Genomic DNA, 25,244 nt, shown 5'->3' with positions numbered 1-25,244 from the left:
CTAAAAGCCATCTCAAACAATATTGAGGTGGCTTTTTATCGTTCAAGGCACACGAAATTTGTTAAAATGCGAGTCATATTGCTATGACTTTGAGATATCTGTGTCCTTATTTATTTGCTCACTTTGCCAGTCACCACTACAGCCTGCTGCAGATACGTGGCGCTGTGATGGTAGTTTGCACCCCAAAAACACCTCGCACCCCTTTGATGTTGCCCGTCAAGGCTATGTTAATCTTCTGCCTGTCCAACAGAAAAAGTCCAAAGCACCTGGCGACAGTCAAGCGTCTATCAATGCGCGTAAACGGTTTTTGAACCAAGGGCATTATGCACCGCTGCAGGATCTGATCAGCCAAAAAATGGAAGTGCTGTTGTCAAAAATTGAGTCCACAGATGAGCATAATAGCAACTCTGTTCATTGGCTCGATATCGGTTGCGGTGAAGGTTATTATACGCAGGCAATGGCACAAATGGGCTCGTCGCTCATAGACACGTTAATAGCCGCTGATATCAGTAAGCCTGCATTGGTTGAGTTGGCTAAAGTGAGCAAAGCGATAGGTCATCTCTGGTATCAACAGAATGAGGATAGTGTTACTAAGCCAACAGCCGTCTATCCACTAGTGACCAGTGCGGCGCATCTACCACTACGCCCTCATAGCATTACCGGTATCAGTAGTATATTTAGCCCCATTTTGCCCGAAGCGTTCGCTAAGGTGTTGGCTGATAATGGCTATCTGATTATTGCCAAACCAGATGTTGGGCATTTGGCGACGCTACGTGAAGCCTTATTCGATAGTGTGCGTGAGCATGACTCTGATAAGTTTCTACAGGAATTGGCGCCATATTTTACGTTGGTTGAGACTCAGCGTGTCAGTACCGACATGAGTCTATCCGCAGAGGACTTAGCCGATTTAATGACGATGACGCCTTATGCGTACCGGGCGCGTAGTGAGAAGCGACAAGCATTATTGTCAGCAGTAGAAAAATCGTCATTCAATACAGAGGCAAAGTTTGTGGTTTATGTTTTACAAAGGATAGCGTAGCACTGCTCAAAATAGTATGGTGTCATACACTGCACTGCACTGCAATGATGTCTTTGATACTCCAAGTATTAGTATTCTTTTAGCAACCAGCCACTACCAAAGGCAAAATACTCTCTGAACCAGGCGTTATAGCGAATAGATAGCGGCGTTGGGCTGGCGAGTGCCATAGGCTGCTGGTAGCCCTGATGCTTTGCAATTGCTACGGCACGAATGGTATGAAAATCACTGGTGACAATCACAATGGGCATGTTTTTATTAATACTATGCTGCGCAAGAATATCCTGACTGTACGCCAAATTTTCCTCAGTGCTGGTGCTTTTGCCTTCTTGATAAATACGATCTAGCGAAATGTCGTGCGTGTCCTGCAAGTAAGTTGCCATAATGTTTGCCTCACTGCGCGGCTGCCCCAGACCGATACCGCCACTGGTAATGATCAATGCTTGTGGTTGCTGCTCAATCAGCGTTGCTGCCGTATCCAGACGATTGGCGAGGGTGGCGCTGGGTTTGCCCGCAACGGTACCAGAACCAAGCACGATAATAGCGGCCACGGGCGGTAGCGTTTGTTTGCTACGAGCAATCTGCTGTTGCAATGAGTAAACAAATACCAAAAAGCTCATGAGCCATAACCCAAATATTAACCATAACCCATACCAGATACGACGCAGTACAGGATGTTTGACAAGCACTCTAGCAATCATAGGCGCACCCAGCCCATGACCCAAAAAAACTACACCTATCAGAAAAGGCAGTACCGTGCCAAAATTAACCTTGTCAATGGCTATCAGTGCGATACAGTCGATGATAAGTATGAGTCCAAGTGCTATCAATACAATACGTAATAACCCAAACATAAGTTTTTCCAGTCAGCACTTATAGATCAGTCGCGCTGTCTATATAAGTGTCAAATATTAAACATTAAACATTGAATGCTACATCCGCCTCTACAGTAATCAAAAGCATCATATATACTTTTAGGTCTGCCCATCTATTTACTTACACTAGTAGCACAACTGTTTGGCTGTCTACAGTTTAGTGTCTGAATGTGCCAAACAACGGTAACAATCGCAACCTTTCTTCATGTTTCATAAATCTACTTAATACTAGAATCAGTTATCATTTTCTTTGTCGATAGAGCGATGCGACATCGCAATATCTTATTTGATACGTCATAAGGTATCTTTAATTATTATTCATCAATATGAATGAAACTGGGAAAATAAAATGAAAAAGATAATAGTAAGTTCAATTTTAGCCGCTACCGCTTGTTTGTCTATGGTTGGTCAAGCCAACGCGGCACCTGATTACTCAAAGTCTCATGCCGCCCAAGTACAGCATCAAAAACATGATGCTAAAACAAAAGCAGATAGCAAACACAAGGTTGTCAAAAACAAGGCAAAGGTATCACAGCAAAAAGCAAAAATAATGGCTGCCAAACGTAAAGCACAAGAAAAGCACCAAGACAAATATCAGAGCAAGTATAAAAATGATAAACAAAGTAAAAATGATTACAGACACCGCTCTTAAAAGTAATATCTGATTATCTAAAAATGACGCCCTAAGTAGGCGTCATTTTTTTTGTAAGGACGAATTAAGCGTTGTTCAAGATAATGGCTTATTTAATGCTTATGATCATACCTCAACGTTAGACTATGAACCTATACGGACAGTTCAGCAAAAGGTGATAATCATTGAGGGTACTGAAATATGGTATTGATGCATGGAGATATAGTATCGATACATAGCTTTGAGCCATTTGACGGACTGGTGGTCAGAAAATATGTGAGAGAACAGCTACTGTTTTACATCAATGCCACGCTCAGTATCTTCTAGATAACGCATTATTTTGGTGGTTTTTTTGCCCTTTTTACGGTAAGTGCAAATATGATGATGTGTTTTGTATATTGCCCAATATCTTACTTGAGTTTTCATAAATATAGCTGGTAAGTCTCACTATTAGGTGTTTTAAAATAATATTTGGCGCTAAGCCTTAGAATATAAGTATCTTTCATGAAGAAAAACTCAGCAAGACTTAACGTTTCTTAAAGTTTCTATAAAGTAAAAGTTGATATTATCTAATCAATATAAGAGATTTATTTTTGAATAAATATTAACAATTACGACGTCTAAACAGGTAACTGATAGTTTTCCCTGTTTCACTACCATTGCCTTTTAGGTCTTACATCTTACAAGAGTGCTTTATGAACCTCACAAAAACAGCTAACGCTTTTAGCTTGCTGGCTATTGTCACCGCCATACAAGTTTCATCACTGACCTCTGCCTACGCCCATGACCTTAGTGAACATACCATGCCTGCCAAAGAATGGCAGATCACAGGCCAGCCTAGTGTCGCTGCTGATTTTATCAAACTAGAAGACGGTACTGTTTATTTAACGGATAGTCATCATCAGTTGCTCTCTTTTGATTTGTCAGACTTTTCAGCCAATGATCAAACCTATATTCTGGAAAAAAACGCTCATATTCAAGCGATCAATCAGCTAGCAGTGATTGAAAATCTAGTAAGTAGTAATCAATTAACGGCTATCCAAAATCCAAACGATACTACTGTTATCGCCAATGATAATGGGATTTCACTAAACAAAGCTGATGCGGAAAGTTCTGTTATAACGGATAACAGTGACACGCGCTCTGTTTTATTCTTCTACTTGTTGGGTGGCTTGGTCTTAGCGAGTGGTTTGGTTTTGTTTTATGTTTTGAATATACGCGACAAGAAAAACCGACCGTCAAAAATTACCTATTCAGTTTTTGGAGTATTGGGTGCAACTGCTTTACTGGTCGCCTGTAGCAGTACTGAGACGGCCCAAAATATCGGTGCAAAGACGAAAGAGGCGATCGCTCATTTGCCAGTACCAGCCAATGATATTGACTTTATGACGTCAGTATTTGGCTCATTCGATAACGTCAGTACCCATCATGATGATAAATATCTGTATGTCGAATCAAACGGTGTCCCAAGCCATGAAATGATGACGGGTATCACCAGTTGGCAACAGCAAGTACCTATCGACCAGGATTATACCAATGAGAACAGTTGGGTCATTCCCTTACAGCCTGAGCTTGCCGATGAGCCTTTAATGGCCAAAGATAATTTTATGAAAGGGGCCATCGCTATTGCAGCTAATGGCATTCCTATATTTAACCCATTAAACAATCGTGGTGAGGACGCCAAAGCATTCGGAGAATTAGATAATTGGGGCGGGCATTCTGGACGCGCTGATGACTACCATTATCATCTTGCACCAACCCACCTCCAGTCACAAGTTGGTGAAGGTAAGCCCATTGCTTATGCGCTAGACGGCTTTCCTGTCTATGGTGAAACGGATTATGAGCTTGATGAATATTTAGGCAAATTCAATGAAAACGGTAGCTATGAATACCATGCTACCTCAGAGTTTCCGTATTTAATTGCCGGTTTGCGCGGTAAGGTCACTATAAACCCAGATACGAAAGCACCAGAAAATGAAATTTCACCGCAAGCACATACTCATGGCGTTCGCCCAGCGCTGACGCCTTTGCGCGGAGCTGAAATCACAGATTATAAAATTATAAGTCCGACTCAATACAGTCTAACGTATACCCATGACGGTCAAGAGCATAAGCTTAACTATGGTTGGGGCGCTACTGAAGCGACCAAAGATATTTATACTTTTGAATTTATTGATCCAGAGGGTACGACCGTACAGACTTATAAACGCACTGATGACACACAGAAAAAATAATACGTATCTAATGATAATGATCAGTTATAGAGATAATAAGCTGAGTTCAAAAACCATCTTATATAATGCTAAGGAATCCTAATGAAACCTATTTTAATACCTGCTTTGCTAACCACGGCAGTATCTGCTGTATTGCTGGCAGCGTGTAGCCAAACTCAGATAGACTCAGCGGCTACCGATGCCAATGAGCAAGCGACAGCATCAATAAGTAGTGCAGATGCCAGCAGCTATACTGGCACCGCGAGCTTAACCCAAGGTGTTGCTCAGACCGATGTGACAAATGCCTATGAATGTGACCGTGGTCGTCAAACCAACATTGGTAGTATCCAGTCAACTGACGGTAAATCGTGGACAGTACCAGCAGCGACTAATTTGCTCAATACAGATTTCCCAGTGGCGTCTGACTTAAACAACCCTTGTACGGGCAACGACTATCGCACTGCCAGTGAAGCTTTAGCTCAACTTGATGGTTCAGACATCATTGAAATAGATGCAGATGGTGAAGTATATACCGCTTACGTTTTTGCAGATAATTATTTTGAGATGTATGTAAATGGTGTGGCAGTCGGACGTGACAATGTGCCATTTACTCAGTTCAATTCAAATATAGTGCGTTTCAAAGCAAAAGCACCATTTACCGTTGCTATGCATTTGGTCGATTGGGAAGAAAACTTAGGCATTGGTTCAGAGAGTAATCAAGGCTCAGAGTTTCATGCAGGAGACGGCGGTCTAGTCGCTGTGATCAAAGATAAAGACAATAGTATCATCGCTAAGACCGATGAAACCTGGAAAGCACAAACCTTTTATACCGCGCCGATTAGAGACTTATCCTGTGTTAGTGAGTCAGGTAGCGAGCGCCTATCTAGTAATTGTGTTACCACAGCTAATGTGCAAGATGGTTCGGCAGATTATGGCCTGCATTGGGAATTGCCTACCAACTGGCAACAAGCAGACTTTGATGACTCTAGTTGGCCGAACGCTACTACTTATAGTAACCAAACCATTGGGGTAGATAATAAACAAGCTTATACCAATTTCATAGATATTTTTGATAATGAAAAAGCAGATGCCCAATTCATTTGGTCAACCAATGTCGTACTCGATAATGAAGTTATCGTACGCTATACCGTAGATGCGTTATAAGCGCTGAACAAATATTTAAAAGACCATCATAAATGTCGCTCCAAAATAGCTATCTTAGATCTATCTTGGAGCGGCAGTGGTATAACGGTTACGTTTTATTTGTAAGCCGTATCTTTATTCTCAGTATATATTTATAAATAAAAAGCTATCTATCGATATCCTTCCTCGTTTGTCACTACCGCGTACTTGTATGTCTGTAAGCGCTGGTTGAACTCAAAAATCGTTACCTTTCTTAAACTTTCATCAAGCTACTTAACATAGGGACTAGCTATGATAAAGGGCAGTATTATTAACATCGTCTACGTGCGCTAGTTATTCAAAGTAATGCTTTCCAACCAAAAAAATGATGCCAAATATCCACTGATTGTCCTAAATAATCATCTCAAAAATCGACTGAGAGCGCCAATGAAACAAACCTTATTCATACTATTTGCCATCTTTTTCAGTGCAATAGGCTACTCAGCCAATGCAATGGTACCGAGTATTGCCTTTGCAGAAGCAGTAAACGCGACTCCAAAACCAGTCGTATCTGCTGAAATACGAAAAATCAGACGCGAATGTCGCATCAATTTGGGTCTGAACAAGTTATATACGAATCTAAGTGACAGTAAAAAAGAAGCAATGAAGAGATGTATAGGCAGTAAGTAGCTGTAGGTTTGGATATTAGCAGCGATAGATGAATGGTATGAGCCAGCAATATGCTTTATTGTTGGTTTTTTTGATAGATAAGATAATAACGATTCAGGCAGCATCAAATGACAAGTATAGACTGATAGTCTTACTATTGAAGTGTTTGAATTTTATTTAGGATAGAGTAAGACAAAACAGAAAAACTGGGGCTTTTATCAAAATAGATAAGATTGGCGGTGAAGGAGGGATTCGAACCCTCGATACGCTATGAACGTATACACACTTTCCAGGCGTGCGGTTTCAGCCACTCACCCACTTCACCGTTTTTTGAACGCCTAAGTATAGCGGATACCATTTAAAATGTCACGACTTGCGCACTATCTTTCTTTATTGGTGGCCGCCTGATAGGATAGCAAGTATGTAATAGCAAGTATAAATGGTTGAGAGTTGAATGATAAGTTTCAGTAAGTCCAAAAGTGGACTTAAACATAGCGTGCTGACGGCGATAGTGACTGTTACGATAGGTATGTCTACTCAGGCATATGCTGATGACTTCAGCCAGTGTAGCCAATCTTTTTATGGTGGTATTTATCCTGAATTTACCAATACCAAACTGAGTAATCAGACACAAGCACTATGTATGGATGGTTTTGCTGTCATGTACTCTGGTGTATCACGCACACCGCTATGGTCAGCAGAGTATCTAGATCGGACACGCCTACAGCAAGCAAAACAAATCGACCGTGAAGACAGTTTTCACGAAGAAAGTAAGCTCCCGGAGTCAGCACGCGCGTCATTATCTGACTATTCAGGTTCAGGTTATGATCGCGGACATCTCGCACCCAATGCCGACATGGCAACGCGTAGTCAGCAATATGATAGTTTTAGTCTGGCCAATATCGCGCCGCAGTCACCGCGCAACAATCGTTATATCTGGCGTAATATTGAATCGGCTACTCGATATTTAACACAGCAATACGGTGAGGTCTATACCATCACAGGTGTAGCATTCACTAATAGCAAAACCAAGCAACTTGCGAACCGCGTACTGGTTCCTAGCCATTTTTTCAAAGCGGTATATATTCCAGCAACCAATCAAGCCGGGGTGTATTACGCACCCAATGATGAATCAGAGCGTATCGAAGTTATTAGCATTGATGAGCTAACGGCTGAAACGGGTATCGATGTCCTACCGATGTTAGACATCCAAACAAAAACACAGGCGTTTGATTTACCACTAAAAGCAGGGGAGCGCTTAGATACACCTGATGCTACAGACGAAGAGCCTGACTGGATGTTATTTGTATGGGCTATTTTAGAATGGTTAATTGCACAGCTAAAAGCGTAAAGTACTTTGAAAATATCGACGTATAAAAGAATATAACTGCGCTAGAGCATACTAATGATGAGGATGAACACATGATTGAGCCATTCGCAAACAACCACCAAAGCATGCAGATAGGCGAGCTGGTTATTGAAAATCAAGAAGACAAAATTATAATTTATGGTGATATTGATCTGACTTTAGATGCATCAGGATATGAGCAAGCCCAGAAGTTACATGAGCTAACTGGTAGGATTGTTGACGCATTTCAGGCCAATAGCCTTTATAGTAATAACGACAGTAAGTCAAAAGAAAATGATGACCAGCTAGGCAAAGATATCGACAATCCTTTCCTGTAAGTCTTTGATATAGTTTTATTTTTCCAGAAATAATAAAGTATAAAAAAATTACTAGGCAAAGCTAAAAAATTGCTTATAATGAATCAAGACATCGCTTATGTCGCTCAGATCTTTGAACAAAACTTTATGAGTAATTGCGGTAATATCTACCTAAGGCGTAAGTGCTTAGATAGATATCCCAAATTTCATAATAGAAGATTCTAGCAAAGGATAAGCATAGGACATCGGAAACATAACGTTTCGAGCAATCATTGTATGAAAGGAGTCAATCTATGAAATTATTTACAAAAACCACTTTAGCAGTTGCTGGTATTGGTATCGCTAGCATGGCTTTTGCCGCTGATCCACTAGCCAATACAACTTGGCAGACATATGATGAAGGCAAGCCAAAAGGTACTGTAAAAATCACTGAGTCAAACGGTGTATTAACAGGTACGCTTGTTGCTACTAATTCAGCCAAAGGTAAGAAGCACGTTGGTACGACTATTATCAAAGGTCTGAAGTCTGACGGTGGTGGTAAATATAGTGGTGGTACGATTACTGACCCTGAAAAAGGTAAGGACTATCGTATGACTGCAAACTTAAGCGGCAACACATTGAAGCTAAGAGGTTATATTGGTCCATTCTCTCGTAGCCAAGAATGGAAAAAGAAATAAGCCAGCATTAATATCTAATTTTTAAGTCTTAATTTGATATAGAGAAATCCCGCATTACCGAAAGGTTCTGCGGGATTTTTTATATTCTAGATTTGTTTTCTAGGTTCAATAAGTAAGTTTTATATTGAAGGTTTAGTAGGGGAAATTTTTTGTTGATTAAAATAATAAACGCTGATACTACAGTAAGCAGTATCAGCGCATTTAAGACTTATGTTCAGCTTATGAGAGTGATCTTATCTGATAAACTCTGGGTAAGCTTCCATACCACATTCAGCAATGTCAGCACCTTCGTACTCGTCTTCTTCAGAGATACGTAGACCGATAACCGCTTTGATAATTGCCCAGACTACTAGGCTAGCAATGAATACCCAAGCAAAGATAGTCGCGGCGCCTACAATCTGACCAATAAAGGTAGATGCTGGGTTGGTGATTGGTACAATTAGTAGACCAAATAGACCAACAACACCGTGTACTGAGATTGCACCAACTGGGTCATCAATTTTGATTTTGTCTAAGGCTAAGATTGATAACACCACGATGATACCAGCGATAACGCCAAAGATAGTAGCTTGTAGTGCAGAAGGGGTTGAAGGCTCTGCAGTAATGGCAACTAGACCTGCTAATGCACCATTTAGAAGCATGGTTAGATCCGCTTTACCAAATATGATGCGGGCTAGGATTAAGGCACCAACAGCACCGCCAGCAGCAGCAGCATTAGTGTTCAAGAATACCATGGCAACAGCATTGGCACTAGCGATATCACCAAGTTTAAGTACTGAGCCGCCGTTGAAGCCGAACCAACCCATCCATAAGATCAATGTACCAAGTGCAGCAAGTGGTAGATTGGCACCAGGAATGGCACGTATCTCACCGTTAGGACCGTATTTACCTTTACGTGAGCCCAGTAGTAGTACGCCAGCTAGGGCTGCAGCAGCGCCTGCCATATGAACGATACCAGAGCCTGCAAAGTCAGAGAAGCCCATGTCACCTAGGTTGAATAACCCAAAGACATCGTTACCACCCCAAGTCCAGCTACCTTCTAATGGATAGATAACACCAGTCATGACGACTGCAAACAATAAGAAAGCCCATAATTTCATACGTTCAGCAACGGCACCTGAAACGATTGACATACAGGTCGCTACAAACACTACTTGGAAGAAAAAGTCTGAGGCTGCAGAGTAAACGGAGTCGCCACCAAAGCCATTTTCGGCAGAGGCTGCCAACGCATCTTCTACTAAAGTGTCACCGCCTGCAATTCCGCTTAAGAACAGATCGCCACCATACATAATAGCGTAACCGCATACCATGTACATAATGCTGGCCGTTGCAAATAACGCGACATTCTTAGTTAAGATTTCGACCGTATTTTTTGATCGGACCAGTCCGGCCTCTAACATAGTGAAGCCAGCGGCCATCCACATGACCAACGCCCCACAGATCAAAAAGTAAAACGTATCGAGCGCATACTGGAGCTCAAAGATTTGACTTTCCATTTACATTCCCCTTGAATTTACAATATAGATATCGGTATGACCGATAGATAAAAATGCTGTAAGAACCTATATCTACAAATCTCCTTTTATAGATATGGCCTCAAATCTAGATAGCATCCGGTCCGGTTTCACCTGTACGGATACGAATGACTTGCTCAAGTGCAGTAACAAAGATTTTGCCGTCACCAATCTTGCCAGTACTAGCGATGCGAGTGATGGCTTCGATAGCAGGGTCGACCATCTCGTCGATCACAGCAACTTCAACTTTTACCTTAGGTAAAAAGTCCACCACGTATTCTGCGCCGCGATAGAGCTCTGTGTGACCTTTTTGACGACCGAAACCTTTGACTTCAGTGACAGTAACACCTTTGACACCGATGTCAGAAAGCGCTTCACGCACATCGTCGAGCTTAAACGGTTTTAAGATCGCAGTGATTAGCTTCATAAAAAAATTCCTTATTTGTGTGATGCTGCAGATTGATAGAGGCATTATGGTGCATCGCCGTATCTCTGCCTTGCTTACGGTAAGTTATTCAAGAACCGTGCCAATTTACTCAAGGGGAAGTAAATTGGACGTGTCCGTTCAAAAACAACCGTAATTCTGGTAAAGACTATAATCGACGGTACAACAATGAGAGCCTTCATTATAGAAGTAATAAAAGTAAATCAACCTTTAGCGTTTGGTTAATGACAACTTTATTATAACCAACTTTTTGAGTGCTTGGGGAAGCTATCCCTGTATTTCATGTGACGATTTGCTAACTTGAGTTTAGCAATCAAATGGGGTTTTTGTGAGGAAGCTATAAACAGAAGATAAATATAAGACAGATATAAATAGCAGAGCTCCAGCAAGGTTACGGGTGCTCTGTACTTAGGTATATGGGGGTGTATGCAGCAGCGTACTTACGCTTTAGGGAATAGCAGATACGGCGTTTTGGTACTGACGAGCAGTTTTTTGGTATCGCTACCTTGTAGTAATTCACGCAGACGAGACTGACCGAAGGCGCCTGTCATGAGCAGACCGATGTCGTTTTGATTCTGATAGTAATTTAAGGCCGCTGCGACATCACGGCAGTCGAGTAGTGTCTTTTTAGACTTAATACCTGCTTGCTTGAGCTTTGCATAGGCTTCACGCAGGGCATCACAGTTGTCAGAATTCTCTCTACCAACCATAACAATGTGAACGGTCAAGGCACGTACAAGTGGCGTCTTACATAGCCAATTGAGTAGTTTATGGCACGTTGGGCTATTGTCAAAAGCAAATAAAGCCGTGGTAGGGGTCAAAAATGGTGCATGTGTCACCAAAATGGGGCAGTGACTGACTCTGATAAGCTGACTTAGGGTGGATTTGCAGGTAACATGATGACCAATAACGATCAATTGGGCCTTGTCATCAACGTAATCGATACTTTGGTTTAGGTGTTCATGACGATGTAAGGTGTACGTTTTAAGCTTGCGGCGCTGCTGTTCACAATAAGTGGTCGCTTGTGAGAGTAGCAATCTGCCTTGTGCCTTTAACTCACAGTTGCTCAGATGCTCTTTACTCGTGAACTGCTCAAGCAATGCATTCTCATCATCGATGTTGAGACAGCCAGAATAATTGACCGCAGCTTTTTGTTGTAAGCTTGGTGCAGAGTGCAATAGTCCAATAGGTGCTTGTAGACGGGTAGAGGCCCACATACTCGCCTCTAATACCGCTTGAACATGATCGGGACAGTCCAAGCAAGCAATGACACTATCTGGTTTTAAGTTACTCATAAAACGACCACATCATTTTAATAATAAAAGTCAGCCACTCAGTTCGGGGCTAAGCATAACCATCATACTCAACCCTGATTATCACTATGGCCGCCTATTCATGTATCAATCTACAAAACCTTGTTACGCATTCGTATGGCAAGGCTGATGGATATTGGTTTAATCTAATAAGCCAATATCTCGGCGATCATGAACAGAGAAGCGGTCAATCAGTGTGCGACTCGCATTGTTGAGTCCTACCACTTTGACATCAATACCTTCACGTTGCAAGCGCATGACCAGTTTGTCCAAAGTATCCACAGCTGTCACATCCCAAAAATGTGCCTGGCTGACATCAATCTGAATGCTATCTACGGCTTCTTTGGTATCGAAGCTATTTAAGAACTGTGTCGTAGAAGCAAAGAATACTTGACCTTGAACATAGTAGTAACGGGTATTGCTACTGTCATCGTACTCGCTAAAGATGGTCAAGAACTGTCCAATCTTATTGGCAAATGCCAAGGCAGATAGCAGCACGCCAACACCAACACCATAAGCCAGGTTATGAGTAAAGACCGTCGTCAATACTGTCGCCAGCATCACAATATTGAACGACATAGGATGCGTTTTGAATTCGCGAATAGATTGCCAGTTAAACGTACCAATCGATACCATAATCATAACGGCAACTAGCGCAGCCATTGGAATTTGGCTGACCCATTCACTCAAAAACACCACCATAATCAGTAAGACAACACCAGCCATCAACGTAGATAGACGCGTACGACCACCAGATTTTACGTTAATCATAGACTGACCAATCATCGCACAGCCTGCCATACCACCGAAAAACCCTGATACCACGTTAGCCATACCTTGACCACGGCATTCTTTGTTTTTATCACTGGGTGTATCCGTCAACTCATCGACGATGGTTGCTGTCATCATAGACTCTAATAAACCAACAATAGCAAGCGCAATAGAATACGGCGCGATGATAAGTAGTGTCGTCAAATTCAATGGGATATCAGGCAGCAAAAATACTGGCAATGAATCTGGCAAGTCACCCATGCTGCCAACGTTGCGAATATCAAGATTCATATACATGGCAACAGCGGTCAATCCAACGATACAAATCAATGGAGAAGGAATCACACGACCTATTTTAGGAATAAGTGGGAACAGGTAAATAATTGCTAAACCCACGGCTGTCATGATATAAACCGTCATACCGACACGTTCGGTCATGGGGTTTAGCTCAGGCAGTTGCGCAGCGAATATCAATATCGCCAATGCGTTGACGAAGCCAATAACCACTGAGCGCGAGACAAAACGCATCAGATTGCCTAGCTTTAGAATGCCCATCACAACCTGAATGGCGCCGCATAATAAGGTAGCAGCAAGCAAATACTGCAAACCATGATCAGCAACCAAATCAACCATGACCAGAGCCATGGCCCCTGTCGCTGCCGAAATCATCCCTGGACGACCACCAACAAAACTGATCACGACGGCGATACAAAATGAGGCATACAAGCCAACTTTTGGATCAACACCCGCGATAATAGAAAAGGCAATAGCTTCTGGAATCAGTGCTAGGGCTACGACTAAGCCCGATAAAACGTCGCCGCGAACATTGGAAAACCACTCGTCACGCAAGTTATCAATAAAAGATGTCATAAGTAAACTACATAGGGTTAGAGGCAAAAAAAGTAATCATTACTCATTTATAAAATGATCGCGTCGCTAATAATAGCTATTCATTTGTCTTTTACGTCAACATGCACTGGGTCATGTTGCTGTGTTGGAATGTGCAAGGTCAATAATAAGTATGTCTACTCATTTTTTCGGTATCGCGTATACGCTCATCAATAATAAATATGATGAAGACAGTAAGATGACCTAAAAATATGGTTTGGACTGGGTTGCTTAAAATAGGCTATTGAATAAAACACCCAAGATAAGGCATAGAATCAGCAATTATTTGCTGTAGTAGAGGGTGATAAATAATTTGCCACACAACGATTGTTGCCTGACATAAAGTTACCACACACGAATCAGTGCTAAAGAGACGTGACAATAGCGCGATAAATGTGACAACATGCTAAACTAAAATAATCAGGCGTAGCGCCTTATTGCATAACAATGTCACATGCCAATCAAGTCAGCTATTATAGCATTAGCTACCAAATATAAAAACAGGCGAATAATAGCACAAAGTCATAAAAAATCATTACCCAAATTTGAACGATACCGTTATGATGCCTATCATCGTGAGGGTGTCGTCTAAAGTCGCTACACGCTTGTTTTTCTTGACACTACTTTGTTCGTCTAACAGAAGGAATAGATATGACCGCCAATACCGCAACAGAAACCTTGATTCATAAGGGCAACGGTCTACAGGTCGTGGTCGGTTTGGGACAGTCTGGACTATCGGTAGCGCACTATCTTGCCAAGCAAGGTTATCAAGTAGCAGTAACAGATGCACAAGCAGCGCCTAAGCTTGCGGATCAACTGCCAGCTGATATTGAAATTCGTCAGTTTGGGGCGATCGATGCAGAGCTGCTACAGCAAGCGGCACGTATTATTATCAGTCCAGGTATCTCGCTTGAAACCGATGCCGTGGCAGCAGCCCGCCGAGCTAATATTCCAGTCGTCAGTGATATTCAACTGTTTTGTGACGCATGTACAGTACCGATAGTAGCCATCACAGGCTCTAATGCCAAAAGTACCGTGACTACCTTAGTTGGGCAAATGGCAGCAGATGCTGGCGTTAATGTGGGTGTCGGTGGCAATATTGGCGTGCCAGCACTGACTTTGCTTGATAATACGAACATGGAGTTGGCCGTGTTAGAGTTGTCTAGCTTTCAGTTAGAAACCGTTACTAATTTAGGTGCAAAAGTCGCGACGGTACTCAATATGTCGCCCGATCATTTAGATCGTCACGGTGATATGCTTGGTTATCATCAAGCCAAACATCGTATCTTTCAGGGCGCCAAATCAGTAGTCATCAACCGTGAAGATGCGCTCACCCGTCCATTAGTGGCAGACAACCTACCAAGAATCAGCACAGGTATCCATGCTCCTGATAAAGGACAGTATGGTCTCATTACCGATACGGAAGGTCAGACTTATCTGGCGCGCGGTACAGAAAGGTTACTGTCGGCAGACAAACTGTTGATTAAAGGTCGTCATAATCTGCTAAACGCGCAGGCTGCTTTAGCGCTCGGCGAGCTTGCAGGGTTGCCTATTGAAAGCATGCTGGATACGCTGCAGCAGTTCTCAGGACTTGAGCATCGTTGCCAATATGTAGGGAACGTTGCTGGTATCGACTATTTTGACGACTCTAAAGGCACCAATATCGGTTCTACCATGGCTGCTATCGAAGGATTGGGCGCGGTCTATGCCCCAAAAGATGGCAAGTTGCTATTGATTTTGGGTGGGCAAGGTAAAGGTCAGCAATTTGGCGAGTTAACTTCTTTTATTAACCAATACGTGAGTCAGGTACTACTGATCGGTGACGATGGACAACAGATTGAGCAGCATTTGCGAGCGGCCAAACTCAGTGATGATGTCGCATTACATCAATGCCAGACACTAGAAAACGCGTTTGTAACGGTTCAGCAAGTGACGACAAGCAGTCTTTCACAAGTGCAAGCGGTGCTGTTGTCACCTGCCTGCGCCAGTTTTGACCAATACAGTGGCTATGCTGCTCGCGGCGAGCACTTTAGTAAATTGGTCGAACAGTTAGGTGCGACACAATCAGATAACACGATTATCAGCTAAAGGTCTCGATCAGCCAAACGCTCTGGTCAGTCAGCTCAGTCGTTGTAGCAGTAGGCAATAGATGGTATTTTCTTTATAAATGATTGTTTTGCTTATAGATTGCTGCTACTGTCACCATAACTGGTTTGATGCTTAGATAGGTGGTAGTCCACGCATCTTTTGATGATCATGACTGTCCTATCATCCTCTATCTGGTACGATTTACTTTATCATTTTTTAAACGGTGGCGTTTTATAGACGCCGTGTTTCTTCGTTCGTTAGTGTATATAAAATTATGGCGCTCTCTTCTTTTTTTCGTTCCTCGTCTCAGACCAAGCAAACCTCTGGCACAGATGGTGTGCTTTCTATGCCATCAGCACGTGCAATTTTACTATCGAGCGTAGGCTGCATGATGGTGCTTAGTTTGCTGATGGTCGCATCTGCCTCTATTCCTTTTGCGCTCAGCCGCGGTATGACAGAGTTGTATTTTTTCAAAAATCAGCTGTTGTACATGATGATTGGTTTGATCGTCGCTGTTATCCCTTATTATAGTGTGTCGCTGCGAACGCTTTATAAGACTGAAACCCAATTTCTTTTACTAGGTATCACAGGTCTGTTGTTAGTGGCAACGCTATTTAGTACACCTATCAATGGTTCTAAGCGTTGGCTGACGCTAGGCGGTTTTAACTTTCAGGTCGCAGAGTTGGCCAAGCTGGTCATGATTGTATTTGTCTCTGACTTTGTGGTGCGCCGCTCGTTTGAGGTGCGTAATGGCCTTGATGGTTTTTTGCGAATTATGCTGGTGGTAGCGCTAATCACGATACTGCTCTTGTCACAGCCTGATTTTGGCTCGTTTGTCGTTATTTTAGGGACACTATTCGCGATTTTTTATATCGCTGGTGCCCCTTACAAGCACTTCTTAGCATTAGGTGCGGCGGCTATTGGCGGTGCTGTACTGATGGTGACTACGGCAGAGTACCGATTGGTGCGTGTCATGTCGTTTATGGATCCATTTGATGATGTGCAAGATACTGACTACCAGTTAGCGCGTAGTTTGATTGCTTTTGGGCGTGGACAGTTCACGGGTGTCGGCTATGGCGAAAGCGTACAAAAACTATCGCATTTACCTGAGGCTCATACTGACTTTTTGTTGGCGATTACGGGTGAGGAGTTAGGCTTTGTTGGGGTCAGCATGGTGTTGGTGCTCGAAGCACTGATCATTGGTAGTGCGATGCGCATCAGTTACAACGCACTCAAACGTCGTCAAATGCGCATGAGTTATACGGCGTTTGGTATCGGTGTGGTATTTATTGCGCAGACAATTATTAACGCGGCGATGAATATGGGTGCCATTCCAACCAAAGGCCTCACTATGCCATTCTTTAGTTATGGTGGGTCTTCAATGCTGATCAGCCTAGTGATGGTTGCACTACTACTAAAGATATATAAGGAAAGTCCTGAAATCGAAAAGAGCCAATGCCGCTACTATTAAAAAATTTTAACTAGTAAAACATCTGAGTTAGCTTATACACTTTATGAGTAAGACCTAAAAAAAGCGCCGCAAATAGTGGCGCTTTTTGCTGTCTACTGCTATTAAGGGTTCCTTGGTTCTCATCAACAGAGTAAATTCAGCTGCTGCATACCTTGTAGCGGTGCATTGTCCCACTGTGCAATGGCTTGGATGAGCATATTGAATGGCGTGTCGACATCGACTTTTGGTTGCCGTAGGAGTGCCAGTCCATCAGTGATAAGTTGGCTTGGATCCGATGTGTCTATTGGCTGCGCGAGGTTTTGCTTGGAGAGCTTTTGACCATCTGCATTATTAATTAACGGCAAGTGATACCAATGGTCGATCGTTGGTAGACCCGCCGCCTGCATAATACTGATCTGCGCTGTGGTCATCGGTAGGATATCCAAACCGCGCATAATATGAGTAACCTGTTGTAGACCATCGTCGATACTGGCGGCTAATATGTAGTTGATCATACCATCTTGACGACGCGCTACCATGTCTCCTAGTGTCTGCTGTGGATTATCCCATTGCTGACCCTGAATACCATCATTAAAACCGATTTTATAGTCTGGTAGCTGTATACGTAATTTATGCTGATGCCTATCAAGATGGGTTGCCACACAGCGCCTTGGATAACGCTGCCGGTTTGGCTGTTTTTGATTGACTGGTGTTTCAGTATGGGTCTGGCTATGATGTCTATTGATATCTTCTTGTGCCCAGTACTGCTCTAAGTCTTTGCGTGAGCATCGGCAGCCGTAGGTTAAGGGGCGCAGCGATGAAGACAGGTAGTCATTGTAAATATCGATACGTTCAGACTGATAGATGACGTCACCGTCCCAGTGCAATCCAAGTATTTCTAGATCCATCAAAATCTGCTCAGTGAACTGCTTGTCACAGCGCGCAGTATCGGTGTCCTCGATGCGCAGCAACCATTGGCCACCGAGCGATTTTATATGACAGAAGCTAGCAAGTGCCGTGGTAAAAGAACCCAGATGCAGCTCACCCGTAGGTGATGGCGCAAAACGGCCAATAGGCTGTGATAATCTGGGTTCAGTTGGTGTATCAGTATAAATATTTTTCAAAATAAATAACTATCGATAAAAATGATAGAGATAGAATAATAAAGATCGGTATCAAAAGATATTTATTAAATGAAATTATTTTGTTAGTAATGGCAGCTTTGCGTCGATCATATATTTGAGAGTAGAGTAGGGGTGGTGGTTAAGAAAAATGATAGTCTTGTAAAAGCAAAAAGCGACCCATGATGTGGTCGCTTCTGCTTACGTATGGTTATCTGTATACCGCTTAAGCCCCTTGGTTTTGGCGCTCTTTGATCTCTGACAAGGTTTTGCAGTCGATACACTGCGTGGCTGTTGGACGAGCTTCGAGGCGACGTAGACCAATCTCTACACCACAGGTTTCACAAAATCCATAGTCATCATTTTCGATTTCTAACATAGACTTGTCGATCTTGCGGATGAGCTTACGTTCACGATCACGTGTACGTAAGGCAAGCGCAAACTCTTCTTCTTGAGTTGCACGGTCATTGATGTCAGGCATCGCACTTGACTCATCTTGAATGTAGTTTTTGGTACGATCCGCTTCGCCAATCAGTTGGTTTTTCCATTCCAACAAAATTGACTTAAAATGCTCTAACTGTGCGTCAGACATGTACTCTTCGTCTTTGGCTGGCACATAGGGAGTAAACTTGACTTCACTTGGATTCGTGGTCACGGTGCTCATATGGGTATCCTACTTTTTCAAATTAATTCAATAAAACGACGTATCAAAAGACAAGACGTTATCAGTTTTACAAACGCTATAAGTTGTCCCTTTATCAAACGTTTTACCACTTGGTGATACAAGTAACACAGCTGATCAAATAATATCGTTATTTTAGTATATCGGCATACTCTGACTCAGGTATATTGCTATGCAAATCTTTAGTTCAATAGCACTGCTCAAATCGTATTATAAATGATTGACTATTAACACTTAGCTTGTGGTTTCTTGGCCATCCTAGCTATTATTCTATTGCCTAATTTTAAATATTAGACCGTCCTCGCTTCATTTTACAAGTTGTATCATTGTTTATAGTAATAATGAAGTTATTTTTTATTTTGATCTCGTTTTTTCTTAATTCATTAACTTGTACAATCTTGGTCAATATAGGCTAAGCTCATAGTGGGCAAGGGGTGGAGCTATTATCTGTAGTAAAAAATATGGCCATTAAGTATCCAGTCTTTCAACCCAGCTTGCAACCTTTCCATTGTTGGCTAATTGCAACCAGCGGTAGCCTGGTAGGCCACTTTCATCATAAGCAAAATCGTGCGAATAAGGTTTGAACTGGTAGCAGGTAGACGGTGTGCTATAGACGGTAACCCCTTGGCGATAACGAACTTGCTCTTGATGAGTGTGACCACTAATAATGACTTGTAGATGCTCAAAAGGCGCCATATGCTCCCAAAAACTCTCCGTGTTTGTTGCCATATGGGTATCAATCCAGTCAGAATCCACTGGTATGATGTGGTGGTGTAGAGCAACGAGCGCTGGCTTATCACAGGCATCAAGACATTCGCACAGCCAATCAATATCAGTGGTTGTTACTTCACCTGCTACCTTGCCTGTAATCGATGAGTCTAGCAATAGTAATTGCCAGTGATCTCCCTCAATCCTATGCCGGCTGAGCAGACGTGAGTCAGCTGGCTGGGCAACGAGCGACCTCTGAAAAAACGGTAGGTGTTCGCCCTCCTCGTCAGTCACGTCATGATTGCCAGCGATACAAACAAAAGGGATTTGAGTCGCTTGTAGGACAGCAAATATGTGGTCGTAGGTTGACAGCCTTACTTTATTCACCAGATCGCCGGTCACAATGATCAAGTCGCAGCGAATATCTTCACTCAGTGCTTGCTGGAGTACTGTCTCAAAGCTGCGCTGACAATTGCCAGCATCGTTGTAACCACTGCTATCAATATCAGCAGCGACAGGCGTGGATAAATGCAAATCAGTGATTTGTAAAATATTCATCTGTTCATCGGGCGTACTGATCTTATTGACAGGATAGCTTGGCATTGGGTCAGTCCCTTATCGAATCAAAACAATGGTCATTGTGAGAACGAGTGTGGATAAATGATCTACTATTTTTAATGGTACATGTGCCTATTATAACGGTTATCAACACCGATTGGTGACGAGTCACAATAGTGAATCGCGACGCGCAGTGGTAAACCAATTTTATAACATAAAGCCAGTTAAAGCTCTAGTAATATTGGTGAAATAAAGTTGAACAAAGTTTCTAGAAATCTTCATTACAGCCTGAACGCCAATGAACTATGGATGACGTGCTGAACGAAATTTTATTTTGGTTAGCTTCGAAAAAATCAGAGCGATAAAAAATAAAGCTGCTAATATCAATACAATAGAGAGGCCCGTTTGAATATCTAACCAGATACTTCCCCATACACCCAGTGTCACCCCCAGCTGAGCGATGATAAATGCGATAATCACCATTTGTTTTGGTGATGATGACCATAAGCGGGCAGTCAATGCAGGCAATACCAGTAGCCCACTGATTAATAAGCTACCAACGGCTTGTAAAGCAACGGCACAGAACCCTGCAAGTAAGCCCATAAAAAACAGCCGCTGACGGGTCGGATTAATACCTTGGATACGCGCCAATGCCTCGTGGGTGGCCAGTTTGATTTGAGCGGGCCAAATATAACTGAGCAGGCTTAAGCCTACGAGTGCGCACCCTGCGAGTAGGGGCAACTCATCCCAACCAAGCTCCAGTAAATTACCGAATAAAAAACCAAGCACATTGGCTTGTTGGTCTGTCAGCTGGGTCAAGGTCAACAAACCCAAACACAGCAATGACACCGCAACAACGGCCAACACTGCATCAGCAGGCAAACGCTCATCATCAATCAAAACCAGCCCTAACACTACTGCGATACTGACTAACGCAACGCCAATTCCCATTGGCATCTGCCACCAAGCTGCTAGAGCTACGCCCAGCAAAGTACCATGTGCTAACGCATCAGCAAAAAAGGCCATACGTCGCCACAATACCAAACAACCTAAAGGTGCCGATAGTAGCGCTAAAATACTGCCAGCGATCCAAGCAGGAGCGATAATAGCTAACCATGAGGTCATAATAAATATCCATGAAATTTTATAGAGCTTAATACTGCACTGCTAAATGTCAAAACATTGAAACCAATACAGCTAAGCTATAGAGTATGTGATGCTAAGGGTTATAGTTCGAGCTCGTTTGGTGCATGGTGCTGGCAAGCATGTGGCTGATGCACGTAAGGTTGTTCATAATAATGACCAAACAACTTTTTAAACTCGGTACTGATGGCTAGCTCGCTGGGTTTTCCTTCGCAGCAAATATGCTTATTGAGACAGATAACACGTCGACTGCCTCTCATAACCCAGTGCAAATCATGGGATATCACCAACATGGCACAACGTAAAAAATCTGGCAATTTATCGATAAACTGATACAGCCAAACCTCTGTATCAGGGTCAAGCCCTTGCATAGGTTCATCCAGAATCAATAAGTTGGGTTTGTCTAACAATGCTCGGGCAAGCAACACTCGCTGCGCCTCTCCGCCCGATAAATGCAACATTTGTCGCGATAATAAGTGTGTTAACGATAAATTATCAAAGATAAACTGGCGCTGCTCAGCGGTAAGACGTTTTTTATCTGCTTGATCCAATAGGTCGCTGACTCGCAATGGCAATATTGGCGGTACGGTAAATCGCTGTGGTACGTAGCCAAGCTGTAGTGGTTGGTGTGCCGTGATGCTGCCTTTGGTCGGGTCAATTAAACCTAAGATGAGTTTGACCAGTGTAGATTTTCCAGCCCCGTTAGGCCCAACGAGACTCACGGTTTCGTTGGTTGCAATGTCGATATCAATGTTCGAGAGAAGACGTTGCGGCCCAATATAATAGCTGATATTGCGTAGGCTCAGCAGTTGACTAGCATCGTTCACAATATTTTTATCCATAATAGGGGCAACTGGCCGATTAGAGGGTAGGGTAGACAGGCTCATAATATGACAACAAATAGATAAGTAAAGGGGAGGGATAACCAGAATATAAGTGTTAAGAACCAATAGAACAGTATTAAAAGAAAGGTAGGCAGTATTGACGGGTCGCTGAATTTATATGTTACTGACAAGCCTGACACCGGCCACTGAGTTCGATCACGCTGCGCTCAACGACAAAGCCTACATCTTGCTCAGCAAAGCTCATCATCTCTTGTACCGGTAAACTACTACACTCTTGAACCCGCTGACACTGATCACATATTAAAAAGGCGGCCGTGTGCCGTGCTCTGGGATGACAGCAAGGAACATAAGCGTTGATAGACGTCAGCTGATGAATCAACCCTTCGCTCAACAAAAACTCTAAGCTGCGATAAACTGTTGGTGGCGCAACGTTTTTGGGGGTGCGCTTCTTAACAGCTGGTTCGTCCACAGGCGTCTTCGATATATCATCTGTTTCAGACAGTCGCATTTGCTGTAATTGAGTGATTAAGTCATAAGCGCCAACAGGTTGATCAGATTCTAGTACCAACTGGTATATCTGCTGGCGTAGCGGCGTAAACCGTGCCCCATTCAAGCGGCAGTGCTCCTTTGCGGCTAGCAATCGCTCAGTAACGTCATGCGCAGTCAAATCTTGCACATCATGCAAATGCTCACAGAGTGACGGAGTAGTAGACATAGTATAGGCTCCTAAAAATAGCATGGTAATCGCATGACGTTTTTTATGATAGCGTTTTTTATTGTTATAGTATAACATAATATAGTTGAAACTATAACTACAGATCTGAATCAGCTGTTTTAAAGCCGCTACAGACAGCCAGACACGCTGTTCCTGTATGCGTGTCTCCTTTTTAAAAGGCGCCTTACAATAAAAACGATGATTCGCATTGTGGTGACTTACTAAATACAGATCGACTTTAAATAAAGAATGACTCATTAACCAAAGAGCTTGCCATGAACGCTATTGTTACTTATTTTCGACGCTCAATCATCATGCTACAACGCTTACTGATTACAGGACTAGTGATAGGATCTTTTACATTAAGTGCGCAAGCTGCGACGGTCAGTGTGAGCAACTATCCGATGTTTTTACTCAGTGAAGCGGTCACTGATGGCACACCATCGGCCAATAGAATTCTACAGGCAGGCGATGTTGGGCATCATGGTAGCGTTAGTCCAAGTGATATGAAAGCTATTAAAGACAGTAAATTTGTTGTTTGGTTTGGGCCTGCATTAGAAAATAGTCTAACGGGTAGTTTGAAAAATGCACCCAACGCCATTGCTCTATTTGAGTTTGATGCCTTTAACCGTTATCCGCTGCGTGATGTAAAAGGCGAGGCGATTGAAGGTACGCTAGATCCGCACATTTGGCTCGATCCTGAAAATGCCAAAGCCATTACCCGTGCACTAGCTGTGATTCATAGCCATGCTAATCCAGAGCATGCAAGTACTTATCAAGCCAATGTCAAAAAGTTTGCTGAACGTATGGATAAAGCCGTTGCTGACATACAGCAAGGCACACAGACAGATCGCCCTTACTGGGTATATCATGACGCTTATCAATATATTGAAAAAGCGGCGCATATAAAATTAGTAGGTAGTCTAAGCCCCGATCATCATATCTCTCCAAAAGCCAGCCAGCTACTTTGGTTAAATAAAAATCGTCCTGTTGAGCAAATGTGTATGGTCAACCAAGGTAGTGTTTCAAAAGGTTTGCTTGCTAAGTTACAGCCAGTTAATACAACCATCCAAGTCGAAGATATGAGCAACAACAGCGAAGATTTTGTTAGTAGTTGGCAAGCTATGGCCCAGCAAATCAATCAATGTATAACATCATAAACGTGATATACACTACACCACGGGTCATATAGAGGTGTTCAAGTAATGGCGTGATTTGATTTTGATAGATGAAAACACGCCATCGTCGTAAGTCTGTGAGTTAGGTGACTGATAAAGGTCATATTTTACTTGCTTAATAGTAATGGTCTCCTTATAATAAGTGGCGTTTTATTTTGGTTTAAAGGTAATGCCTGTAGAGTAAGTCATTCACGGATAAAAATATGGCAAGTATGCTATATTGTCCCAATGCTGAAAGGCTATAGGAATATCGATGACCAAGCCTGCCAAACGCACGCAAAAAGATAAGATTGGCATCTATATCAAACGGCAAGCATGGATATTGTTTATCTTTATCATTGTTGCTTGGATGGTAGATACTACTTGGTTACGTAGTGAGCTTACAGTAGCAAAAAGCGCTGCAATCGGGGCATTGCTAAGTTTCACGACTCAAGCCGTATTTGCTTTTTTTATCTTTTGGTACACAGGATATCGCGCGCGCCAACATATCGTTAGCCAGCTATATCGAGGTCAGATGGCAAAGTGGCTGTTGACCGTGTTTGGTTTCGCACTAATTTTTATTACCGTACAACCCCTATCTGCGCCTGCGCTGTTTATCGGTTTTATGGTAATGCAAATTAGTCACAGTTGGATGTTGTGGCATATACGCTAGCGCTAATAAATGATTAAATGATTAAATGATTTATTAATAGTACTGGCAAGTCACCCTGCCGTCCAACTTCTCTATGACTAGTTCGGAAAGTCAAAGTACAAAACTGTCTTATGGCAGCACTAATGATCATGAAGACCGAAGTATGAGCCTCTATATCAGGCGCAGTATGCAACGACACAATGATAGGGTAGGGCGGACGCAGCCATAACTGTCATTGATAATTAGATTCTTACAGTTTAATTATGAACGAAAAGCTATATTAGCAATCGTTGTTGTCAGCTAACT

Annotated in this window: 22 protein-coding genes and 1 tRNA gene; 11 read left to right on the top strand and 12 right to left on the bottom strand. The window is 42.7% G+C overall.

Annotation, left to right across the window (positions count from 1 at the left end; all coding sequences use genetic code 11):
* The first annotated feature begins 94 nt into the window (after positions 1-94).
* A complete protein-coding gene (locus tag AC5JPT_RS08700; protein WP_493858455.1) occupies positions 95-1,039 on the top strand; it encodes a putative RNA methyltransferase in 945 nt (314 codons plus the stop codon).
* Positions 1,040-1,107: 68 nt separating this feature from the next.
* On the opposite strand, the gene AC5JPT_RS08695 is transcribed toward AC5JPT_RS08700, so the two are convergent.
* The gene (locus tag AC5JPT_RS08695) at positions 1,108-1,890 is read right to left on the bottom strand and encodes a YdcF family protein (protein WP_493857801.1); all 783 of its coding nucleotides are present in this window, start codon (positions 1,888-1,890) and stop codon (positions 1,108-1,110) included.
* A gap of 370 nt (positions 1,891-2,260) precedes the next feature.
* Between AC5JPT_RS08695 and AC5JPT_RS08690 the strand changes: the two genes are divergently transcribed.
* From AC5JPT_RS08690 to AC5JPT_RS08680, 3 genes are all read left to right on the top strand, one after another.
* Complete coding sequence (locus AC5JPT_RS08690) at positions 2,261-2,563, top strand: hypothetical protein (RefSeq protein ID WP_493857800.1); 303 nt, start codon at positions 2,261-2,263, stop codon at positions 2,561-2,563.
* A gap of 674 nt (positions 2,564-3,237) precedes the next feature.
* Positions 3,238-4,776 (top strand): YHYH protein, encoded by a 1,539-nt coding sequence (locus tag AC5JPT_RS08685; protein ID WP_493857799.1) that lies wholly within the window; start codon positions 3,238-3,240, stop codon positions 4,774-4,776.
* 81 nt (positions 4,777-4,857) lie between these two features.
* Positions 4,858-5,919 carry a hypothetical protein gene (locus tag AC5JPT_RS08680; RefSeq protein WP_493857798.1) on the top strand — a complete coding sequence of 354 codons (1,062 nt, stop codon included), beginning with the start codon at positions 4,858-4,860 and terminating at the stop codon, positions 5,917-5,919.
* Between the two features lie 861 nt (positions 5,920-6,780).
* Here AC5JPT_RS08680 and AC5JPT_RS08675 read toward each other — a convergent pair.
* Positions 6,781-6,871: transfer RNA gene (locus AC5JPT_RS08675), tRNA-Ser, on the bottom strand.
* Between the two features lie 204 nt (positions 6,872-7,075).
* Between AC5JPT_RS08675 and AC5JPT_RS08670 the strand changes: the two genes are divergently transcribed.
* The 3 genes from AC5JPT_RS08670 (at position 7,076) to AC5JPT_RS08660 (ending at position 8,888) form a co-directional block, all read left to right on the top strand.
* Positions 7,076-7,897: a DNA/RNA non-specific endonuclease gene (locus AC5JPT_RS08670; RefSeq protein WP_493857797.1), complete on the top strand. Its 822-nt coding sequence runs from the start codon at positions 7,076-7,078 to the stop codon at positions 7,895-7,897.
* 71 nt (positions 7,898-7,968) lie between these two features.
* Entirely contained in the window at positions 7,969-8,232 is a 264-nt protein-coding gene (locus AC5JPT_RS08665; protein ID WP_493857796.1) for a hypothetical protein, read from the top strand.
* 272 nt (positions 8,233-8,504) lie between these two features.
* Positions 8,505-8,888 carry a DUF2147 domain-containing protein gene (locus AC5JPT_RS08660; RefSeq protein WP_319051985.1) on the top strand — a complete coding sequence of 128 codons (384 nt, stop codon included), beginning with the start codon at positions 8,505-8,507 and terminating at the stop codon, positions 8,886-8,888.
* Between the two features lie 233 nt (positions 8,889-9,121).
* On the opposite strand, the gene AC5JPT_RS08655 is transcribed toward AC5JPT_RS08660, so the two are convergent.
* The 4 genes from AC5JPT_RS08655 to AC5JPT_RS08640 form a co-directional block, all read right to left on the bottom strand.
* A complete protein-coding gene (locus tag AC5JPT_RS08655; RefSeq protein WP_319051986.1) occupies positions 9,122-10,384 on the bottom strand; it encodes an ammonium transporter in 1,263 nt (420 codons plus the stop codon).
* Between the two features lie 106 nt (positions 10,385-10,490).
* The gene (locus AC5JPT_RS08650; RefSeq protein ID WP_201556743.1) at positions 10,491-10,829 is read right to left on the bottom strand and encodes a P-II family nitrogen regulator; all 339 of its coding nucleotides are present in this window, start codon (positions 10,827-10,829) and stop codon (positions 10,491-10,493) included.
* Between the two features lie 458 nt (positions 10,830-11,287).
* Positions 11,288-12,142 (bottom strand): universal stress protein, encoded by an 855-nt coding sequence (locus AC5JPT_RS08645; protein ID WP_319051987.1) that lies wholly within the window; start codon positions 12,140-12,142, stop codon positions 11,288-11,290.
* Positions 12,143-12,301: 159 nt separating this feature from the next.
* Positions 12,302-13,801, bottom strand: a complete 1,500-nt coding sequence (locus AC5JPT_RS08640; protein ID WP_493844134.1) for a SulP family inorganic anion transporter — start codon at positions 13,799-13,801, stop codon at positions 12,302-12,304.
* Between the two features lie 669 nt (positions 13,802-14,470).
* Here AC5JPT_RS08640 and murD point away from each other — a divergent pair.
* Together murD and ftsW are read left to right on the top strand one after the other, a co-directional pair.
* On the top strand, positions 14,471-15,907 hold the full coding sequence (gene murD, locus AC5JPT_RS08635; protein WP_493857795.1) for a UDP-N-acetylmuramoyl-L-alanine--D-glutamate ligase: 1,437 nt from the start codon (positions 14,471-14,473) through the stop codon (positions 15,905-15,907).
* A gap of 274 nt (positions 15,908-16,181) precedes the next feature.
* Positions 16,182-17,378, top strand: a complete 1,197-nt coding sequence (ftsW, locus tag AC5JPT_RS08630) for a putative lipid II flippase FtsW (protein ID WP_493857794.1) — start codon at positions 16,182-16,184, stop codon at positions 17,376-17,378.
* Positions 17,379-17,500: 122 nt separating this feature from the next.
* On the opposite strand, the gene gluQRS is transcribed toward ftsW, so the two are convergent.
* The 6 genes from gluQRS to AC5JPT_RS08600 all read right to left on the bottom strand — a co-directional run bounded on the left by gluQRS (position 17,501) and on the right by AC5JPT_RS08600 (position 23,129).
* On the bottom strand, positions 17,501-18,481 hold the full coding sequence (gene gluQRS, locus AC5JPT_RS08625; RefSeq protein WP_493857793.1) for a tRNA glutamyl-Q(34) synthetase GluQRS: 981 nt from the start codon (positions 18,479-18,481) through the stop codon (positions 17,501-17,503).
* A gap of 223 nt (positions 18,482-18,704) precedes the next feature.
* A complete protein-coding gene (gene dksA / locus AC5JPT_RS08620; RefSeq protein ID WP_319051992.1) occupies positions 18,705-19,142 on the bottom strand; it encodes an RNA polymerase-binding protein DksA in 438 nt (145 codons plus the stop codon).
* 486 nt (positions 19,143-19,628) lie between these two features.
* Complete coding sequence (locus AC5JPT_RS08615) at positions 19,629-20,471, bottom strand: metallophosphoesterase (protein WP_443526730.1); 843 nt, start codon at positions 20,469-20,471, stop codon at positions 19,629-19,631.
* A gap of 258 nt (positions 20,472-20,729) precedes the next feature.
* The gene (locus AC5JPT_RS08610; RefSeq protein ID WP_493852317.1) at positions 20,730-21,551 is read right to left on the bottom strand and encodes a metal ABC transporter permease; all 822 of its coding nucleotides are present in this window, start codon (positions 21,549-21,551) and stop codon (positions 20,730-20,732) included.
* Between the two features lie 101 nt (positions 21,552-21,652).
* On the bottom strand, positions 21,653-22,411 hold the full coding sequence (locus tag AC5JPT_RS08605) for a metal ABC transporter ATP-binding protein (RefSeq protein ID WP_443526821.1): 759 nt from the start codon (positions 22,409-22,411) through the stop codon (positions 21,653-21,655).
* A gap of 163 nt (positions 22,412-22,574) precedes the next feature.
* Positions 22,575-23,129: a transcriptional repressor gene (locus AC5JPT_RS08600; RefSeq protein ID WP_443526727.1), complete on the bottom strand. Its 555-nt coding sequence runs from the start codon at positions 23,127-23,129 to the stop codon at positions 22,575-22,577.
* Positions 23,130-23,404: 275 nt separating this feature from the next.
* On the opposite strand from AC5JPT_RS08600, the gene AC5JPT_RS08595 reads away from it, so the two are divergent.
* Together AC5JPT_RS08595 and AC5JPT_RS08590 are read left to right on the top strand one after the other, a co-directional pair.
* Positions 23,405-24,289 (top strand): metal ABC transporter solute-binding protein, Zn/Mn family, encoded by an 885-nt coding sequence (locus AC5JPT_RS08595; protein ID WP_493857792.1) that lies wholly within the window; start codon positions 23,405-23,407, stop codon positions 24,287-24,289.
* A gap of 271 nt (positions 24,290-24,560) precedes the next feature.
* Entirely contained in the window at positions 24,561-24,959 is a 399-nt protein-coding gene (locus AC5JPT_RS08590) for an ATP synthase subunit I (RefSeq protein ID WP_443526725.1), read from the top strand.
* Positions 24,960-25,244 lie beyond the last annotated feature (285 nt).

It is taken from the genome of Psychrobacter sp. H26, from assembly GCF_059073035.1.
The sequence above is the reverse complement of the archived record's forward strand: the minus strand, read 5'-3'. Positions and strand labels throughout refer to the sequence as shown.

What these genes read in the sequence shown, in the direction of transcription:
- AC5JPT_RS08595 (WP_493857792.1), top strand. Translation starts at nt 23,405, where the DNA reads ATGAACGCTATTGTTACTTATTTTCGACGCTCAATCATCATGCTACAA.
- AC5JPT_RS08640 (WP_493844134.1), bottom strand. Translation starts at nt 13,801, where the DNA reads ATGACATCTTTTATTGATAACTTGCGTGACGAGTGGTTTTCCAATGTT.
- AC5JPT_RS08695 (WP_493857801.1), bottom strand. Translation starts at nt 1,890, where the DNA reads ATGTTTGGGTTATTACGTATTGTATTGATAGCACTTGGACTCATACTT.
- AC5JPT_RS08605 (WP_443526821.1), bottom strand. Translation starts at nt 22,411, where the DNA reads ATGGATAAAAATATTGTGAACGATGCTAGTCAACTGCTGAGCCTACGC.
- AC5JPT_RS08615 (WP_443526730.1), bottom strand. Translation starts at nt 20,471, where the DNA reads ATGCCAAGCTATCCTGTCAATAAGATCAGTACGCCCGATGAACAGATG.
- dksA (WP_319051992.1), bottom strand. Translation starts at nt 19,142, where the DNA reads ATGAGCACCGTGACCACGAATCCAAGTGAAGTCAAGTTTACTCCCTAT.
- AC5JPT_RS08610 (WP_493852317.1), bottom strand. Translation starts at nt 21,551, where the DNA reads ATGACCTCATGGTTAGCTATTATCGCTCCTGCTTGGATCGCTGGCAGT.
- AC5JPT_RS08660 (WP_319051985.1), top strand. Translation starts at nt 8,505, where the DNA reads ATGAAATTATTTACAAAAACCACTTTAGCAGTTGCTGGTATTGGTATC.
- AC5JPT_RS08665 (WP_493857796.1), top strand. Translation starts at nt 7,969, where the DNA reads ATGATTGAGCCATTCGCAAACAACCACCAAAGCATGCAGATAGGCGAG.
- AC5JPT_RS08690 (WP_493857800.1), top strand. Translation starts at nt 2,261, where the DNA reads ATGAAAAAGATAATAGTAAGTTCAATTTTAGCCGCTACCGCTTGTTTG.
- AC5JPT_RS08600 (WP_443526727.1), bottom strand. Translation starts at nt 23,129, where the DNA reads ATGTCTACTACTCCGTCACTCTGTGAGCATTTGCATGATGTGCAAGAT.
- AC5JPT_RS08645 (WP_319051987.1), bottom strand. Translation starts at nt 12,142, where the DNA reads ATGAGTAACTTAAAACCAGATAGTGTCATTGCTTGCTTGGACTGTCCC.
- AC5JPT_RS08685 (WP_493857799.1), top strand. Translation starts at nt 3,238, where the DNA reads ATGAACCTCACAAAAACAGCTAACGCTTTTAGCTTGCTGGCTATTGTC.
- murD (WP_493857795.1), top strand. Translation starts at nt 14,471, where the DNA reads ATGACCGCCAATACCGCAACAGAAACCTTGATTCATAAGGGCAACGGT.
- AC5JPT_RS08655 (WP_319051986.1), bottom strand. Translation starts at nt 10,384, where the DNA reads ATGGAAAGTCAAATCTTTGAGCTCCAGTATGCGCTCGATACGTTTTAC.
- ftsW (WP_493857794.1), top strand. Translation starts at nt 16,182, where the DNA reads ATGGCGCTCTCTTCTTTTTTTCGTTCCTCGTCTCAGACCAAGCAAACC.
- AC5JPT_RS08680 (WP_493857798.1), top strand. Translation starts at nt 4,858, where the DNA reads ATGAAACCTATTTTAATACCTGCTTTGCTAACCACGGCAGTATCTGCT.
- AC5JPT_RS08650 (WP_201556743.1), bottom strand. Translation starts at nt 10,829, where the DNA reads ATGAAGCTAATCACTGCGATCTTAAAACCGTTTAAGCTCGACGATGTG.
- AC5JPT_RS08590 (WP_443526725.1), top strand. Translation starts at nt 24,561, where the DNA reads ATGACCAAGCCTGCCAAACGCACGCAAAAAGATAAGATTGGCATCTAT.
- AC5JPT_RS08670 (WP_493857797.1), top strand. Translation starts at nt 7,076, where the DNA reads ATGTCTACTCAGGCATATGCTGATGACTTCAGCCAGTGTAGCCAATCT.